Here is a 15,165-nt window from a genome sequence, read left to right as displayed (position 1 = left end):
TTAAGTCTTTTTTACAATTATCTATTGTTTTGACTGAGGATAATTGTTTCTGTCCTGCGTTATAGGGTGTTTAGGAATGAACAGCATTGAACGAGTTTCATGGAATGAAATCAAGGATATGATCAAAACGGTTAATCCGTCCATTTATGAGGTCATAGAGCAAATCAATCCGGATGAAGGCATGCCTTTCTTCCTTGCCCGATATAATTTTGGCGAACACTTCGGCATTAAAAAACATGCTTATCTGCCGTCATTTTCCGGGAAAATGGAGCGAATTGACAGCAATCAAACCGATAATGAAATATTTCGTCACTTGGGATATGGCAAAAACAGTCTTCCATTAGGGATCATTCTCGATAAATTCTGCGAGTGGCATTATTTTGGTGAGGAGGATCGGATCTTCCCTGATTGCGTTCAAGGCCCCGGCGCAATTTTCAACATGCAAATTGTGTTTGATGAAGACAAGACCGTGGATAATAACGTGTTGTCGGTGTCTTCTGGCGCTTTGTCTTCTTTCATGCTGCCAAATATTGGCTGCGCCCGAAAGCATGCCAGAATTCAAAAGTATTTCAATGTAACGGCACCGGCACCGAAATCGCCTTATGAGCATCATCGTATATTCACTGACATTTTGCTGGGTAAAAGTACCCAAACGAATTGGCATAGTCAGATTTTGTATTTTTCGGAGCAGTTCATCAATGAGGTGAAAAACAATGACAGATGGCTTAAATTGAAGCTGTATTTTTCTGAAGCCCTGAGAAAGAAGTTGACTCAAAACACGTATGACGCATCATGTAACGATTTGTTTTTGAGTGCTAAAAAGATAAACCGGTTCAGACCGACTCCATTTATCATGGATACGGCGAAGTATATTTTCAATATTTGCATGGGATCGGGCATTGGCGTGAAACCCGCTGTCGATGATCAGTATTTACCCATACAAGATCTCCAGAAAATCTATAGTGAATGTTATGGGCTTGAATATACACCGACCTTAATGGCGCCAGCGTCCCTAGGCGATCAATCCGGCAGTATTTATTACCCGTTGCAGTGCCCTTTCGCCAAAATCAATACCTTTAAAACTAACCAAAGCAATAGCACATTGACGGAGCTGGATAAGTTAAAGAACATATTGTTAGCCTATCAGGATGAATTTACAGAAGAAAATGGTGATGCCTATGGTAGCCCGCTTTACCGGGTTAGCAAGTCAACGCAGTTTTCCTTTTATCATTACAAATCGGCTGGTGACGGAGCCATTAAAAATCCCCTAGAACTTCTGGAGGAGGATGAGCGGTTTGCATTTTCTCACTGTATTGAGAAAGCAGAGTTTTCAGTGGATGCCAAACTATTTAGAGGTTGTGTTCGAATCAGCCGATAGCTGGTAATGCTCGACGTCCATTTCCAGAAGATCAAGGTACTTCTTGCTCAGGCTTGGTTTGGACATGGGTGGAATATACAAGGTGGATACTGGATTAATTGCTACTTGGACTAAATCTTTGAGTAAAAGCCATTTAATTCTGGGCTTTTGCGTGGGTAAAATCGCCGCCTCATATAAGCATACTTGATAATCTTCAGGATAAAAGTCGTGTAAGTAATCACATAACACATTGATTTTTTGAGATTGATTTGTATCTGCCATACCCAGATTTGCAATTTGCCATAGAAGGGTATGGGCATGGACATCAACGGATCTTTCATAAATCAAAAGCTCTGTGGCATCAATCGCATAACAACCCTGATCACCAGGGTCAATTTGCAGATCACTGAACAGGCAATCCATCGCTGACACAGCTGGGAGTAATATGGCATGACCATTTGCAGCGTTTATCTTTTTCACTGCATTTAACGCCGATTCGGCAAAAACAGAAGGATGCCCATAGAAAACCACACACAGGTTTTTAACCTTATGATATTCATTAACAATATGCGTGGTTATCTGATGGTAGGCATCAATTCTTTTCTGAGAGCTGTAGTAGGCAGGTTCCAGTGACTCCGCTTCTTTTGCTTCACGCTGTATCCAGGCTTTAAGATTGTCCTCATTCACTAAATAGAGGACTTTATCTGCGTGTTGAATAACTTTTTTCGTTTCTCCCGTGATATGCGCTATCGATTTTATCCCGGAACCAACAACTATAAGAGTATGCATTTAATTAGTGTACATGCACGATTTTGTTGGAATGGGGCTGTTGCGATGTGCTGAACGATGGATCTGCATCGGTTTCTGCTGTTTGTATTGCTGCGCATAACTCAGCACATTGCGTGTCGCCAAAGTACTCGGTTCCAATGGCTTGTTCTATATTATCCAATAAAATCATCCTTTATTTCCTCATAGATATGTTGTACGGCTCATTGTATATACAAACAACTATTTGGTATAGCGTCTTTGAAAAAATCCGGTTTTCAAATTTTTTTAGGTGCGAGACTCAAGTAATGTGCTAAATGATATTGCATGACTATGCTCGATATGATTTAATAAGTGCTCGATTCGAGTATTTATTAAATGTGGCATAAAAAACAACATGACAGGAGTTAACCATGCAGCATACCGAATTTAAACAACAAATTTTATTCATGAGAGACGTTGAGCAAATCGTTGGACGCGATAGGCTCACCTTGCGGCGCTGGTGGTTGGCAGGCAAATTTCCAAGACCTGTGAAATTGAATAATGCAGTTTTATCATGGCATTATGTAGCAATAGAACAGTGGATACAAAAAACAATGAATATCAATGAAGCAACAGATCTGTGATTTTAGAGAAACTTACCAATTCAACGTATCTAGCTCGGCTGAAGTAGCCCCCATTTTCTGAAAGTTTCTTGGGTATAATGTACCAAGCTTCCCTTTGGTGGATCTTGATAGTCATATTTCTGTAATGCGGCTTTGATAGGCTCCTTTCTAAATGGGACATGTATAACCTTGGCAGTATTGTTGTTTATTCTTGCCGCTAATGCATTTGGCCATAAATATCTCAGTCTGCTAGGCGTGCAAATACTATCATAGCCTGTGTATGCCGCAATTATTGGGATACCACATTTATCTACAGCATATGATATTTCGAAAGGAACATTATCGTCGTCCAAGTGAGTGGTGCTACCAATAATAAGCAGCATGTTTCTTGAATTATTAAGTCTCTCTCGAATTCTACTCTGTAATGTAGCGCGCTTGCTACTGTCACGAACAGCGGAGGTTTTGTCATGACTATTAATCATTTTGAATTCTATATCACTGTGTTCATGCCATGCTGTAAGCAAACGATAATACTTCATATCACTTTTAGTTGGATCAGAAGTATTTTGCGCATGAAAAACCACATAAGTTCCATTTCTATATGCCATCAATTAAACTCCTCTTTGATCTTGCGCAGTGCCACATCACGCATGACACTTTCATGAAGCACTATGTTAATTTGACTAGTGATTCTTTGGCCCTCCGATGATTTGATAATGCTCAACACAATAAGTCTGAGAAGATTAATTGAATCCAATCCAACATGAGATTGACCGCTTCCAACCAGTGGCAGAGCAACTGGCAATCCGTTCGAATAATTGCGAACAGACGTCCATAGTCCTTCGAGAGCATTCCACATGGTGGGCACGTCTGATTTTGCTTTTGCAGTAATCGGGTCAGTACATGACAACACAAATAGCAAATATCTATATTTACCGCTTCCAATAACTGCAGTTGTACCTATTGGGTACTGCGAAGTTTTACCAAGGTAACGAGGTAAATCGTTAGGGACAATTCCGCTCAGAGCTACATTAAGATCATCGTCCAGTTTAACTGAGTCAGAATTATAAACTTTGGTTATAAACTGGCCGTGAATCGAGTTCGGCGCCACGATGTCTCCAGACGGTCCTTTAGCTCCAGCTAACTGTGTATCAAAAAATTCGTTAACCGGTATAGCAAGATGACTCTTTTCATTTTTCGAAAAAATATTACCGAAGTAGATATTAAGTTCGGTACCAGCTCCTCGAAGATTAATCAAAATTTTTAGTGGTTCAGTTACCTTATAAACGACATACAACACTGTGGAAATGAGAGTAACCCACAAAATCTCGTGGTGGAATTGTTCTACCCAAGATTTAACAAAATTCGCTCTGTACGGGACAAAAAATCATATCAACGCCTCGGTCGGTGCCTCGATGCTCAAGAAGGCCATCACCTGACCAATTAAACTCAAGATATTCTGCTTTGCATTGAGAGCCGCATCACGTAGAAAATCAAGACCATAACGAAAAATACTGACCTCTTTTCTACCATGTTTTTTCATTTTGATCGCTTTTTGCTCGTTGCGCCATTCACCTACTTTATAAGCCCAACAAAAGCCGATGCTTAAAAGTGCTATCAGCTTCGAAATACGCTCCGGCTTTGTAATATGCGTGTCCTCAAAGTTAAAGCCGCGCGATTTCAGGCAGGAAAACAGGGTTTCTATTTCCCAGCGCCGGCCATACAATTCGATAGGTGAATCAACTTCTTTATCTGTTGCAACAATAAGTAATTCACCATCTGTAAGCCGGAGCGCGCTCAACCAGACTTTTTGCTTCCAAAGCCTGCGCTCACCCCTCAGTTTTCGTTGTTCACCAGGCTTCAGATCGTAGAAAAGAGCATCCACATTAACGTCAAGCCCCAAGCTGTTGCTGGTTTGAGTGTTGCTTTTGATTCGAATGCAAAATGAGATCCCTTCACTACGCAACCATGAGAACCATTCGTTTCCAACAAACTCTCGGTCAGCCAGCAGACAGGCAACTCTTTCTTTGCCAAACTGCTCTATAAAACGCTTAAGTAAGGCTATACGCTCTGTGGTATTACTGTTCCCGCGCTTGGGCAGCAAATCCCACATGAGAGGGATGGCTATCCCTTTGTAGGCAATAGACAGCATTAATATATTGATATCCTGCTTGCCCCACTGCCAATTTGTTCTGTCTATGCTGAGATACAACGGCGTCTGGTCAAAATCAAAAAAAGTCATCACCCATCCGGCCAGAGCGGTGAAGCATATTGTGAATTCCCTGAAAAATCGCTTGATACGCTTGTAGCGCGATTCTATTGTTGCCTCGCTTTCAAAGCCACAGGCCAGTTCGCTTAAATTGACCGTTCTTACTTTGAACAATGATACCAGCATACAGGCGAAACAGGTCATTCTTGCCTTGTTCCAACTAAAATATCCGTTTAATATACCGCTCAGCTCGTTGATTTCCATGACTCCATGCCTTTTCCTTGAACAGAAACGCAGGGATTGTCTATTAATCAATGAGCTACTTCAAGTTTTTTGTCCCGTACAAAGCAAAATTCGAAAAGTTAGACATTGTTTCTATCATGCCTAAAATACCCAATCCCTGAAGCATCCATTTGGGCAACATCTTCCAGTTCCTGCGTATACCTAAATTAAACCTGTAAATAAGGCCAAATTCCTTCACCATATGCCCTTTTATTATTTCGATTTTGGGCTCTACCCCAAATAAGGGGGCACTTTAATCAAGTTAGTCTAGACTAACTAATTGATTTCGCGATCAAATTGGAGATTAAAGTGCCCAAGCATAATCTTATCTTAAATTTACCTGGATTTACCATACAAAAAGTGAGTGGTTATCAACCACTGATATTGGATATTTCGTATCAACGATTACCTCGCTGTGCCCATTGCAATAGCAAAGCAGTGCGTAAAAAGGCATCTTATATACGAACCGTAGCTCATGAATTAATTGGTCATCGCCGCAGCCTTTTGCGATTTAAGGCCTATAAACTGTATTGCAATACATGCCAGCGCTACGGAAATCAGCAGTTTCCTGGCATCAATAAGCATCAGCGTTCAACCTGGCGTTTACAGGCAGCGGTATTTCATAACCACACGCGAGGAATTTCCCAAAAAGACCTTGCTCAGCAATTTAATAAAGGGAAAGCTACGATTGAGCGTTGGTATCATCGACAATATCAGGAGCAGGCTAAAGAGTTGATGAATACACCATGTCCAACTGTACTGGGTATTGATGAGCACTTCTTTAGCCGAAAACAGGGATTTGCCACAACGCTGTGTGACCTGAAAAAACATAAGGTGTTTGATATTGTGAAAGGCCGAAGTGAATCTGATCTTGCCAGTTATCTGGCCTCCCTTACCGGAAAAGAACGCGTCAAGGTGGTTTGTATGGATTTAAGTAACGCCGTGTGCAACTTTTAATGGATAAGAGAGTGGATGCTTGAAAGGCACAGCATAATTTTGTAAGTTCTTGATTTTCCGACGATCCAGGACTACAAGGAGTATGCTGTGCCGGTTGAGGATTTTATCATTAGTACTTTTTGTTTGATAGATTCCCTTTACAAAAAGGCCGTTATCACAAAGTTGAGAACCCGAGGCTTTGCACCCAGGCTCTCCGATCCCGAGGTGATCACGATAGAGCTGGTTGGCGAGTTTCTCGGGCTTGATACCGATAAGGCAATTTGGTCATATTTCAAGCGACACTGGCAGAATTGGTTTCCCGGGCTTGGAGACAGGACGAGCTTCGCCAGGCAATCAGCCAAGTTGTGGGCCGTTAAGCAAAGCATTCAAAAATTGCTGGCCGGGAAACTGGGTACCTTCAATGACTCACTCCATATGTCTGACGGATTTCCTTTGCCAATTTGTCACTTCAGGCGCGCTAACTTTTCCCGGTTGTTCTCAGAGGCCGCCGCTTATGGCTACTGCGCCTCAAAAAATGAGCGCTATTATGGGTTCAAGGGCAATCTGTTGATTGACTCACAAGGCGTCATTACCGCCATAACCGTCACACAGGCAAACATTGATGAACGAGAGTCCGTCTGGGATAATCTCGACAACGTACAGGGCATGATTATTGCTGATAAGGGATTGATAGGCCAAGATTTTCAGGAACAAATCCGACAACATACGAATGTTACCCTGCAAACGCCTCTGCGCTCCAATATGACAGACCCACGCGGCTCAGATTTTAGCAAGTGGCTCGTATCTACCCGCAGATTGGTTGAAACGGTGATTGGGCAACTGACAGAGCGCTTTCATATTCAAAAAGTCAGGGCTCGCGACCTCTGGCACCTGACCAGCAGAATCGGACGAAAAACCTTGGCGCATACAATTGGATGCTTTCTTAATCACAAGCGAGGGGCAAAATTAACCCAGTTTGATGGACTTGTCGCCCCGTTGTAAGTTGCACACGGCGTTAAGTAGTACTTACCGCTCTATTGTAAAAAAACATTTTCCCAATGCAAAAATTGTGGCTGACCGATTTCATGTTATTCGCTTGCTTCAACATCAATGTATGATGACCTATCGCGAACTATCGAGCCAAATAAAAAGTAATCGGGGTATATTGGCTTTACTGCGTACACGACCTGATAGATTGACTCCTCAACGGCGACTTAAGCGGGATGCATTCCTTCAAGACAATCCCGCTATAAACGCTATATATCAGTTCCAGCAACAAATTCATGCGTTACTCTTACACAAATCCATGAATAAAGATTGGTGTAAGAAAATGATCCCTCAGTTTTTAAATATGCTGGATGAACTGAAAAATAGTCCATTTAAAGCATTGGCAGTGCTTGGTAAAACATTTTGTCAATGGAAAGAAGAGATAGTACGCATGTGGCGGTTTAGAAAGTCAAATGGCATTACAGAAGGGTTTCATAGAAAGATGAAGTTAATACAAAGAAGAGCTTATGGCTTTCGTAACTTTGAAAATTACAGAACTCGTGTTAGGGTGCTCTGTTGTTAATGGTGAGTGCCCCCGTAATTGGGAAAGACCCAGTTAATACAAAGAAGAGCTTATGGCTTTCGTAACTTTGAAAATTACAGAACTCGTGTTAGGGTGCTCTGTTGTTAATGGTGAGTGCCCCCGTAATTGGGAAAGACCCCAAGATTTTGATGCGTAAGTCATTGATTTTATTGGTCGGGACGGAAGGATTTGAACCTTCGACCACTAGCACCCCATGCTAGTACGCTACCAGGCTGCGCTACGCCCCGACTTGCTGCAGATAATATCCGTTCGTTTCTAAAAAGACAAGGGGATTATCAGCGATATGGCGGCGCATGATGCGCCGCCGCGTGAATTAATCACCGAGCAGACCCAGAGAACGCACAATGTCGCGCTCCTGGCGCAGTTCCGCAAGCGTTGCATCGAAGCGGGCGCGGCCGTAGTCGTTCAACTCGAGGTCGGTAATAACGCGAACTTCACCATGCTCACGTCGGCATGGGAAGGAGAAAATAAGCCCTTCATCCACACCATACTCCCCTTTTGAACTGAGGCACATGGAGAATGATTCACCAAATGGCGTGTCGTTGATGAGGTTCTGAACACCGCGCACCACACCATTTGCTGCAGAGGCCGCAGATGAAGCACCGCGTGCCTTAATCACCGCCGCACCCCGCTGCTGGATAAGCGGCACGAAATCATTTTCAAGCCAGGCGTGGTCGTGAATCACCTTCTCTACCGGCAGGCCATTAATTTTCGCGTTGTAAAAATCTGGATACTGGGTGGACGAATGGTTACCCCAGATAGTCATCTGACTGACAGCGGTGACATCAACGCCCGCTTTTTTTGCAAGCTGTGTGCGCGCACGCAGTTCGTCAAGCGTCGTCATGGCGTGGAAACGCTCTGAGGGGACATCCGGTGCGTGGTGGCGCGCAATCAGACAGTTGGTGTTGCAGGGATTTCCCACCACGAACACATTGACATCTTCACTTGCAAAATCGTTGATGGCACGACCCTGATGCGTAAAAATACCGCCGTTAATCTGTAAGAGATCGGAACGCTCCATACCCTGTTTGCGCGGCACTGAACCTACGAGCAGCGCCCAGTTCACGCCATCCATCGCTTCCTTGATGCTTGATGTGCAGAGCAAGCGCTTCAGACGCGGGAATGCGCAGTCATCAAGCTCCATGGCAACCCCTTCCAGTGCCGGCATCGCCTGTTCGAGTTCCAGCATGTTAAGCTCAACATCGACATGCTCACCAAACATCTGGCCTGAAGCAATCCGAAATAAAAGCGCATAGGAAATTTGTCCCGCCGCTCCGGTTACTACGACACGTACTCGTTTGTTCATTTGTTTTTCCTTTCTTTAAACCATTCTTTTACCAGAAACAGGGCGGCAATGCTGCGCGCCTCTGTAAAATCCGGGCGCGCGAGCAGTGCATCACTGGCTGCAAGCGGCCACTCAATCACCTCGGGCGGCTCTGGCTCATCGCCCTCAAGCGGAGAAGGATACAAACCCTCCGCCACAATCACATCAAGGCGCGCGCCAAAATAACCGGGCGCGAGCGTCATGGATTTGATCTCAGTCAACGTGCGAGCAGCAAAACCCGTTTCCTCTCGCAGCTCACGGTTCGCCGCATGCAGCGCTGTTTCTCCCGCGTCAATGCGCCCCTTGGGAAACGCGAGCTCCATCGCGTCAGTCCCGGCACCGTATTCGCGCACCAGCAACAACGACTCGCCCGGTGTAACGGCGACTATCAGTACCGCGCCATGGCCGTGGCTTCGAATCCGTTCATACACCCGTTCAGCACCGTTAGAAAAGCGAAGGTGCATCGATTCGACCGTGAACAACTGTGATTTGGCAATCACTGACTTTTTGAGACAAACCGGTTTTTCTCGCATCCGTGGCATCGCTCTTCAGGTTTTGGAAACCAATTCATGATACTATTACCTCCCCCAGCATACCAGCCTGAATTTAGTATCGATGCGTGAGCTTTCTCTTTATATCCATGCCCCCTGGTGCATTCAAAAGTGCCCCTACTGCGATTTTAACTCCCACAAACGCCCGGATGCGCTGCCGGAATCGGCCTATGTGCAGGCTCTGCTTGCTGATCTTAGCGAGGATTGTGCGCGTTTTGGCACCCGCACCGTGCAAACGGTCTTTATGGGCGGTGGAACGCCAAGCCTCTTCAGCGCTGGCGCCTGGCAGACCCTGTTTGAGGGCGTGCGTAACCTCCTCCCCCTGGCGCCGGATGCTGAAATCACGCTGGAAGCCAACCCGGGAAGTGCTGATATCACCAATTTTCAGGGATATCGAAAAGCCGGTATCAACCGCCTCTCCCTTGGCATTCAAAGCTTTAATACAGCGCATCTCAAAACCCTCGGGCGGGTGCACGATGCAATGGAAGCAGAGCGTGCCATTGCGTTTGCCCGTGCCGCGGGTTTTACCAACATCAATCTTGATATCATGCATGGTTTACCGGGACAAACCCTGTCAGAAGGGCTTGATGACCTGAAACGCGCCATCGACCACGCGCCTGAACACCTCTCATGGTACGCCCTCACCATCGAGCCCAATACGCTTTTTCACAAGCAAAAGCCTGTACTTCCTGATGAAGAAACACTCTGGCAGCTTGAAGAAGAAGGCCTCGCGCTGCTCGCCTCAGCCGGCTACCGGCGCTATGAAATTTCCGCCTTCAGCCGTGAGGGTTTTGCGGCAAGACACAATCTCAACTACTGGCGCTTTGGCGATTATCTTGGTATTGGCGCCGGCGCCCACGGTAAACTAACTGACAGCGACAATACCGTCTGGCGCACACAAAAACATCGCCAGCCAAAGGACTACCTGCATCCCGAAAAGCCCTTTCTGACATCCCTCGAACAGCCCGATGCCGCCACCCTGCTCTTTGAATTCATGCTGAACACCACTCGACTTGAAGAACCTGTTCCGCTGAGCCTTTTTACAGAAACCACCGGCCTTGAAACCGATATCCTGCTGAAGAAACTGGCTCCTGCAGAACAACAGGGGCTTTTGTCCCGTTCCGAAGACCACTGGCAGGTTACCCCCCATGGGCGGCGCTTTACCAATGATTTGCAGGCCTTGTTTCTTCCCTGAAGTTTTTTGTATACACTGATGTTTTTAGCAAAATGGAGCGGTCATGGGAGAAACAGTCCTGTTCCTGGTATTAATGGCCGTTGGCTATCTTGCGGGCTCTGTCTGCTCGGCCGTAATCGTGTGCCGTCTTTTCGGATTGCCCGACCCGCGCACGGAAGGCTCGAACAATCCGGGCGCTACCAATGTGCTGCGTATCGCCGGCAAAGAATATGCCGCCATGGTGCTGTTTGCCGATATGTTGAAAGGTTTATTGCCGGTATTGCTCGCGAAGCTCCTCGGAGCAGGTCCCACAACCGTTGCCTTCACCTGCCTTGCCGCAGTTATTGGACATATGTGGCCGGTGTTTTTTGGTTTTCAAGGCGGTAAGGGTGTCGCAACCGCGCTGGGCGGACTATTTGGCATCGACCTGGTACTGGGAGCGGTTGTAACGGGTACCTGGCTGCTGGTCGCTAATTTCTCTCGACGTTCATCACTGGCTTCACTCATCAGCATGGCACTCATGCCGATTTTTTCACTGATGATTTTGCGCCATCTCGGCTCGTTCCCGCCGCTGTTTCTGGTAACGATGTTTATATTCTACAAACACCGCACTAACATCAGCCGCCTCATCGATGGCACTGAGCCACGAATCGGTACAGAAAAGAAAGGCTGAGGCCTCAAGCGCGCTGAGCAGCAAGGGGCCAGCGCGCTTTCACCTCAATCGCTGTAGTCTCATCGCATTCGCCGCGCAACAGCCGCAGGCAACCGGCGTACGCCACCATCGCGCCATTATCCGTGCAGTATTCCATGGCAGGAAAGTACACTTCACCACCAATATCCTTCATCATGCTGCGAAGCGCATGGCGCAATGCCTGATTTGCGCCAACCCCACCCGCCACTACAAGGCGCCTTTTGCCGACAGCCTCAAGGGCGCGGCGGCATTTGGAAACGAGGGTATCGACTATTGCCTCCTGAAACGCACGCGCAATAACCTGGCGCGCTTCATCGTCCTGTGCGCTGTTTTTCCAGACGGTAAGCGCATGCGTTTTCAGCCCGCTGAAACTGAAATCAAAGCCCGGACGGTTTAACATGGGACGAGGAAAAGGCGCGGGCCGCTCTGCTGAGCGGCACTCATCGGCAAGACGCGCCAGAATTGCGCCGCCGGGATAAGGCAGTCCCATGAGCTTTGCCGTCTTGTCAAACGCCTCACCCACCGCATCATCCTGAGTGTCACCAAGGAGGCGGTATATACCAATATTGTCAACCTCGATAAGCAGGGTATGCCCGCCTGATACCAGCAATGCAACAAATGGAAATTCCGGTGCCGGTGTTTCAAGGCATGCCGCCAGTAAATGGGCTTCAAGGTGATGCACGGCAAGCGCCGGGATATTGAGTCCAAACGCGAGGCTCCTCGCAAACGCGGCTCCAACGAGCAGCGCACCCACAAGCCCCGGGCCTGCGGTATAGGCGATGGCATCGATGTCGTTTTTTTTCAGTCCAGCCTCGGCGAGTGCCGCATTGGTCAGCTGGACGATGCAGCGTACGTGGTCACGTGAAGCCAGCTCTGGTACGACGCCTCCAAAGGTCGCGTGCATGGCGGCCTGTGAATGCAGTGCGTGACCCGTGAGACCTTTTTCAGAATCATAAACGGCCACCCCGGTTTCATCACACGATGACTCAATTCCTAGAACCCGCATACCCTGAAAACCCTCGACAACACTGCAAAAACACCGATTATACGCAAGATGACGCAAAATGCCGATAGCTTCATCGTCAATTCACTTGACGACTGGACTTTCGGACACTAGAATTCACAACCTGTTGAACTTTATTTTATCAGAGGAATTATTAATGCCCACCGTTCGTGTGAAAGAAGGCGAAAATCCTGAATACGCACTGCGCCGTTTCAAGCGCTCCTGTGAAAAAGCCGGTATCCTGACTGAGCTGCGTCGTCGTGAGTTCTATGAAAAGCCCACTGCAGAGCGCAAGCGCAAACAGGCTGCTGCCGTTAAGCGCCATCTTAAGAAAATTTCACGCGACACGGCTTCACGCCGCAGCTCACGTTCACGCCGCAAGTAAATCATGAGCATCAAAGAACGTCTCTCTAATGACGTAAAAGATGCCATGCGCGCCCGGGATCAGAAAACACTGGGCACGCTCAGGCTGATTACCGCTGCCGTGAAACAGGTTGAGGTGGACGAGCGTATTACTGTCGAAGACGATCGCCTGCTCGCGATTCTCGACAAGCTCTGCAAACAGCGCCGGGAGTCTATTGCTCAGTACCGCGCTGCCAATCGCGAAGATTTGGTCAGCCAGGAACAGTTTGAGCTGGACATCATTGCGCGCTACCTGCCAGCCCCGCTGACAGACGCAGAAGTCGACACCCTCATCGCCGAGGCCATTGCGGAAGCCGGTGCCACAGGACAAGCCGATATGGGCAAGGTCATGGCACTTTTAAAGCCCCGTTTACAGGGTCGCGCTGACATGGGCAAGGTGAGTCCGCGGGTCAAGGCTTTGCTCTCAGTGTAGAAAATTATGGCAGGTCTCATACCTGATGCGTTCCGCGACGAGGTTTTGAGCCGCACTGATATCGTCGAGCTGATAGACAGTCATGTTCCCCTGAAAAAACAGGGGAACAGCCATACGGCCTGCTGCCCTTTTCACTCAGAAAAAACCCCCTCCTTTAACGTTATTGGCAAAAAGCAGTTTTACCATTGCTTCGGATGCGGTGCGAGCGGTAATGCCATCAGTTTTATCATGCAGCATCTCGGGCTTGGATTTCGCGAAGCCATCGAACATCTCGCACAACGCGCAGGCCTTACACTGCCCGATACCGTTGACACGCGCACCCCAAAAACGTCCGGGTTATATGCTCTTATGAAAACGGTCTGTACCTTTTACCAGAAACAGTTGCGCGAGAGCGCGGATACGGCGATTGCCTATCTGCAACGGCGTGGTGTCAGTGGGGAGATTGCGAAGCGTTATCAGCTGGGGTTTGCACCGGAGGGCTGGCACCTGCTTGAGCGCGCGTTTGCGCGCCAGAAAAAAGAACTTATAGAAACGGGCATGCTGGTTGTTCGCGATGATGGCAAAACTTGTGACAGGTATCGCCAGCGTATCATGTTCCCGATTCATGACCGCCAGGGACGCATCACAGGCTTTGGCGGGCGGGCCGTTGCAGAGGGTCAAAAACCTAAATACCTGAATTCACCGGAAACCCCGCTCTTTCAAAAAAGTCGTGAACTGTATGGGCTTTACCAGGTCCTGCAAAGACCGGAAATGCCCGAATATATTATCGTGGTTGAGGGCTATCTGGATGTACTCGCACTTGCTCAGCACGGCTTTGACAATGCTGTCGCCACACTGGGTACCGCTACCAGTACCTGGCACATACAGATACTGAGCCGCCACACACGGCGTATCATTTTTTGTTTTGATGGTGACGCTGCAGGACGGCAGGCAGCATGGAGAGCGCTTGAGAACAGTCTTGCGCACCTTGATACCGGTCTTGAGATAGGTTTTGTATTTTTACCGGAGGGTGAAGACCCTGACAGCCTCGTGCGCCGGGAGGGGTTTGAGGCCTTTGGAGCACGTCTTCGTGCGTTTCAGGCGCTTAATCATTTTTTCTTTGAAACGCTCTCAGCAGACATTGACTTGAGCAGCCTTTCAGGAAAGGCTCGGCTGGTGCACGTTGTCAAACCCTATCTGATGAAAATGCCGGATGGCCCCTACCGGCAGCTGCTGGAAGATGAACTTGGGCGTAAAACCCGCATCGAGGGCCATCGTTTGCATCCGATGATAGGCGATGGTGCTGAAAAACCTGCCCCTGTGACACAAAAGGCCATCAGGCGCTCGCCCGCGCGCCTTGCCATTGCCCTGCTGTTACAGCATCCAGAAATTTTTGCAGAGTGTCGGGAATATATTCAGGAAGGTTCTTTACAAGGTAACAGCCTCGCATTGCTGCGCGAGTTGCTGGATGTGCTGTCACATACTCCTCAGCCCACAACGGCTTCCCTTGTGGAGCACTGGCGTAATACACCGTGGTTTGATGTCGTGAGTCGGCTTGCTGTCTGGGAGCATCTGGTACCACAGGACGCACGCGCACGTGAATTTATTGACATTGTCCAGTTTCTACATAAACAGGATGTTGAAAAAAATATCCAGCAACTTTTAGTGAAATCCCGCACAAACGGGCTTGACGCGACAGAGCGTGAAACCTTGCAGCGACTGCTTCGAAGCCGTCATCCCGCAGGAAGCTGACAGACTTTTCACGAAAAACCGAAATATTCACAGTCCGTGCTACTGGTATGTTTCCCGTTGTCGGTTTATAATCAAACACTTTTTGTTAATTTATACCCATAGCCTTGTAGT

At 47.6% G+C, this 15,165-nt stretch carries 15 protein-coding genes, 1 tRNA gene and 3 pseudogenes; 11 read left to right on the top strand and 8 right to left on the bottom strand.

Features of this window, described 5'->3' with window-relative positions; genetic code table 11:
- Positions 1-76: 76 nt before the first annotated feature.
- Complete coding sequence (locus E4T54_RS09110; protein WP_058387083.1) at positions 77-1,378, top strand: hypothetical protein; 1,302 nt, start codon at positions 77-79, stop codon at positions 1,376-1,378.
- Here E4T54_RS09110 and E4T54_RS09105 read toward each other — a convergent pair.
- Positions 1,346-2,146, bottom strand: coding sequence for an SAM-dependent methyltransferase (locus E4T54_RS09105; RefSeq protein WP_058387082.1), 801 nt, complete (start codon positions 2,144-2,146; stop codon positions 1,346-1,348). The genes E4T54_RS09110 and E4T54_RS09105 overlap by 33 nt on opposite strands.
- 389 nt (positions 2,147-2,535) lie before the next feature.
- Here E4T54_RS09105 and E4T54_RS09100 point away from each other — a divergent pair, with 389 nt between their 5' ends.
- On the top strand, positions 2,536-2,748 hold the full coding sequence (locus E4T54_RS09100) for a helix-turn-helix transcriptional regulator (RefSeq protein ID WP_058387081.1): 213 nt from the start codon (positions 2,536-2,538) through the stop codon (positions 2,746-2,748).
- Between the two features lie 29 nt (positions 2,749-2,777).
- Here the strand turns inward: E4T54_RS09100 and E4T54_RS09095 are convergent, their stop codons facing one another.
- From E4T54_RS09095 to E4T54_RS09085, 3 genes are all read right to left on the bottom strand, one after another.
- On the bottom strand, positions 2,778-3,335 hold the full coding sequence (locus E4T54_RS09095; RefSeq protein WP_058387080.1) for a TIR domain-containing protein: 558 nt from the start codon (positions 3,333-3,335) through the stop codon (positions 2,778-2,780).
- On the bottom strand, positions 3,335-4,027 hold the full coding sequence (locus tag E4T54_RS09090; RefSeq protein ID WP_058387079.1) for a macro domain-containing protein: 693 nt from the start codon (positions 4,025-4,027) through the stop codon (positions 3,335-3,337). The genes E4T54_RS09095 and E4T54_RS09090 overlap by 1 nt, the downstream gene beginning before the upstream one ends.
- A gap of 87 nt (positions 4,028-4,114) precedes the next feature.
- Positions 4,115-5,200: an IS4 family transposase gene (locus E4T54_RS09085; RefSeq protein WP_115152790.1), complete on the bottom strand. Its 1,086-nt coding sequence runs from the start codon at positions 5,198-5,200 to the stop codon at positions 4,115-4,117.
- Positions 5,201-5,527: 327 nt separating this feature from the next.
- Between E4T54_RS09085 and E4T54_RS09080 the strand changes: the two are divergent.
- The 4 genes and pseudogenes from E4T54_RS09080 to E4T54_RS12195 all read left to right on the top strand — a co-directional run.
- Positions 5,528-6,157 (top strand): annotated as a pseudogene (locus E4T54_RS09080) (transposase); the annotation flags it as partial.
- A 105-nt stretch (positions 6,158-6,262) separates the two neighbouring features.
- A complete protein-coding gene (locus E4T54_RS09075; protein ID WP_058387092.1) occupies positions 6,263-7,156 on the top strand; it encodes an IS982 family transposase in 894 nt (297 codons plus the stop codon).
- 13 nt (positions 7,157-7,169) lie between these two features.
- Positions 7,170-7,724, top strand: a pseudogene (locus E4T54_RS09070) (ISL3 family transposase); the annotation flags it as partial.
- Positions 7,725-7,742: 18 nt separating this feature from the next.
- A complete protein-coding gene (locus E4T54_RS12195) occupies positions 7,743-7,832 on the top strand; it encodes a transposase (RefSeq protein WP_115152850.1) in 90 nt (29 codons plus the stop codon).
- Positions 7,833-7,895: 63 nt separating this feature from the next.
- On the opposite strand, the gene E4T54_RS09060 is transcribed toward E4T54_RS12195, so the two are convergent.
- The 3 genes from E4T54_RS09060 to nudE form a co-directional block, all read right to left on the bottom strand.
- Positions 7,896-7,972 (bottom strand) — tRNA-Pro (locus E4T54_RS09060).
- Between the two features lie 86 nt (positions 7,973-8,058).
- Positions 8,059-9,051 (bottom strand): malate dehydrogenase, encoded by a 993-nt coding sequence (locus tag E4T54_RS09055; protein ID WP_028386438.1) that lies wholly within the window; start codon positions 9,049-9,051, stop codon positions 8,059-8,061.
- Positions 9,048-9,602: an ADP compounds hydrolase NudE gene (gene nudE, locus E4T54_RS09050; RefSeq protein WP_028386437.1), complete on the bottom strand. Its 555-nt coding sequence runs from the start codon at positions 9,600-9,602 to the stop codon at positions 9,048-9,050. Before nudE ends, E4T54_RS09055 begins: the two co-directional genes overlap by 4 nt.
- Positions 9,603-9,684: 82 nt before the next feature.
- Between nudE and hemW the strand changes: the two genes are divergently transcribed.
- Both hemW and plsY read left to right on the top strand, forming a co-directional pair.
- Positions 9,685-10,815: a radical SAM family heme chaperone HemW gene (hemW, locus tag E4T54_RS09045; protein WP_028386436.1), complete on the top strand. Its 1,131-nt coding sequence runs from the start codon at positions 9,685-9,687 to the stop codon at positions 10,813-10,815.
- 43 nt (positions 10,816-10,858) lie between these two features.
- A pseudogene (gene plsY / locus E4T54_RS09040) lies at positions 10,859-11,446 on the top strand (glycerol-3-phosphate 1-O-acyltransferase PlsY); the annotation flags it as partial.
- A gap of 25 nt (positions 11,447-11,471) precedes the next feature.
- On the opposite strand, the gene tsaD reads toward plsY, so the two are convergent.
- Positions 11,472-12,491, bottom strand: a complete 1,020-nt coding sequence (gene tsaD / locus E4T54_RS09035) for a tRNA (adenosine(37)-N6)-threonylcarbamoyltransferase complex transferase subunit TsaD (protein ID WP_028386435.1) — start codon at positions 12,489-12,491, stop codon at positions 11,472-11,474.
- Between the two features lie 154 nt (positions 12,492-12,645).
- Between tsaD and rpsU the strand changes: the two genes are divergently transcribed.
- From rpsU to dnaG, 3 genes are read left to right on the top strand one after another with little or no spacing between them, the layout of a single operon-like run.
- Positions 12,646-12,873 (top strand): 30S ribosomal protein S21, encoded by a 228-nt coding sequence (rpsU, locus tag E4T54_RS09030; RefSeq protein WP_028386434.1) that lies wholly within the window; start codon positions 12,646-12,648, stop codon positions 12,871-12,873.
- Positions 12,874-12,876: 3 nt separating this feature from the next.
- On the top strand, positions 12,877-13,323 hold the full coding sequence (locus tag E4T54_RS09025) for a GatB/YqeY domain-containing protein (protein WP_028386433.1): 447 nt from the start codon (positions 12,877-12,879) through the stop codon (positions 13,321-13,323).
- Positions 13,324-13,329: 6 nt separating this feature from the next.
- Positions 13,330-15,054, top strand: coding sequence for a DNA primase (gene dnaG / locus E4T54_RS09020; RefSeq protein ID WP_028386432.1), 1,725 nt, complete (start codon positions 13,330-13,332; stop codon positions 15,052-15,054).
- Positions 15,055-15,165: the final 111 nt, after the last annotated feature.

It is taken from the genome of Legionella geestiana (assembly GCF_004571195.1).
GTDB classification, from domain to species: domain Bacteria; phylum Pseudomonadota; class Gammaproteobacteria; order Legionellales; family Legionellaceae; genus Legionella_B; species Legionella_B geestiana.
The sequence above is the reverse complement of the archived record's forward strand: the minus strand, read 5'-3'. Positions and strand labels throughout refer to the sequence as shown.